This window comes from Streptomyces sp. NPDC089915 (genome assembly GCF_040684675.1).
Taxonomy (GTDB): domain Bacteria; phylum Actinomycetota; class Actinomycetes; order Streptomycetales; family Streptomycetaceae; genus Streptomyces.
The window spans coordinates 1-1,226 of the sequence record NZ_JBFBGN010000393.1; the positions used below are offsets into that span (position 1 = coordinate 1).

Sequence of the window (1,226 nt, forward strand, 5' to 3'; positions counted from 1 at the left end):
CGAGGACGGGGTGGCGGGCGACGTCCGCCGGGGACACCGCGCGGTCCAGGGCGACGGCGAGTCTGACCGCCGACAGGGAGGTCCCGCCCAGGTCGAAGAAGTGGTCGCGGCGGCCGATCCGGTGCCGGGCGATGCCGAGCACGCTCGCCCAGGCGGCCGCGAGACGGTGTTCGCAGGGCGTGTCCGGAGCCTGGACTTCGTGCTCGGCCGTGTGCAGTCGTGCGGCCTGGGCCTTCAGGGCCTTCCGGTCGATCTTGCTGTTGGCCGTGAGCGGGAGGCTCTCCTGCCAGTGGAGGACCGAGGGGACCATGTATCCGGGCAGGGAGGTTCCCAGGTGGTCCAGCAGGACGCGCGTGTCCATCGGGTGCGGGGCGGTGTAGAACGCCACCAGGTGGGCGCTGCGGTCGGGCCGTTCGGTGACGACCACGGCGCTGGTGCGCACTCCGGGCGCCCGCAGCAGGACGTTCTCGATCTCCCCGGTCTCGATGCGGAATCCGCGGACCTTGACCTGGTTGTCGTGGCGGCCGAGGAATTCCAGCTTGCCGTCCGGGCGCCAGCGGCCGACGTCGCCGCTGAGGTACAGGCGCTCGCCCTCGCGGTGGGGGTCCGCGAGGTAGGTCGGACGGGTGCGCTCGGGGTCGTTGACGTAGCCGCGGCCGACGCAGACCCCGGAGAAGGCGATCAGGCCGGGCGCGCCGAGCGGCACCGGGTCGAGGCGCTCGTCGACGACGTAGAGGCGCACGTTGTTGACGGGGCGGCCGAGCGGGACCCGGTCGCCGTCCGGCGTGCGGTCCATGACCTCGTGGTTGGTGTCGTCGCTGGTCTCGGTCAGGCCGTAGGCGTTGACGAGCTTGATGTGGGGCTGGGCGGTGAACCAGCGCTGGGCGAGTTCCCGCTTCAGCTCCTCCCCCGTGACCGACACGTACCGCAGGTCCGGCAGCGTCCGGGGGTGCCGTTCGAGATGGGACACGACGACGTCCAGGTAGGACGGGACGACTTGCAGCACGCCGACCCGGCCGTCGGCGACGGTGTCGAGGAAGCGTGAGACGTCGAGGATCGCCTCCTGCTCGATCAGCAGGGTCCGCCCTCCGGCCAGGAGCGGCGCGAGCAGCTGCCACAGCGAGATGTCGAAGCACTGGGGCGCGGTCTGGGCGACCACCTGCCCTTCGCCGATCCCGAGGTCGTCGATCTTGGCGTAGAGGTGGTTGAGCATGCCCTGGTGCTCG

General features: G+C 71.5%; 1 protein-coding gene. It reads right to left on the minus strand.

Annotation, left to right across the window (positions count from 1 at the left end; translation table 11 throughout):
- Positions 1 to 1,226, minus strand: a 1,226-nt coding sequence (locus AB0O29_RS36105; protein WP_365160733.1) for a non-ribosomal peptide synthetase, incomplete at both ends; no start/stop codon positions are given.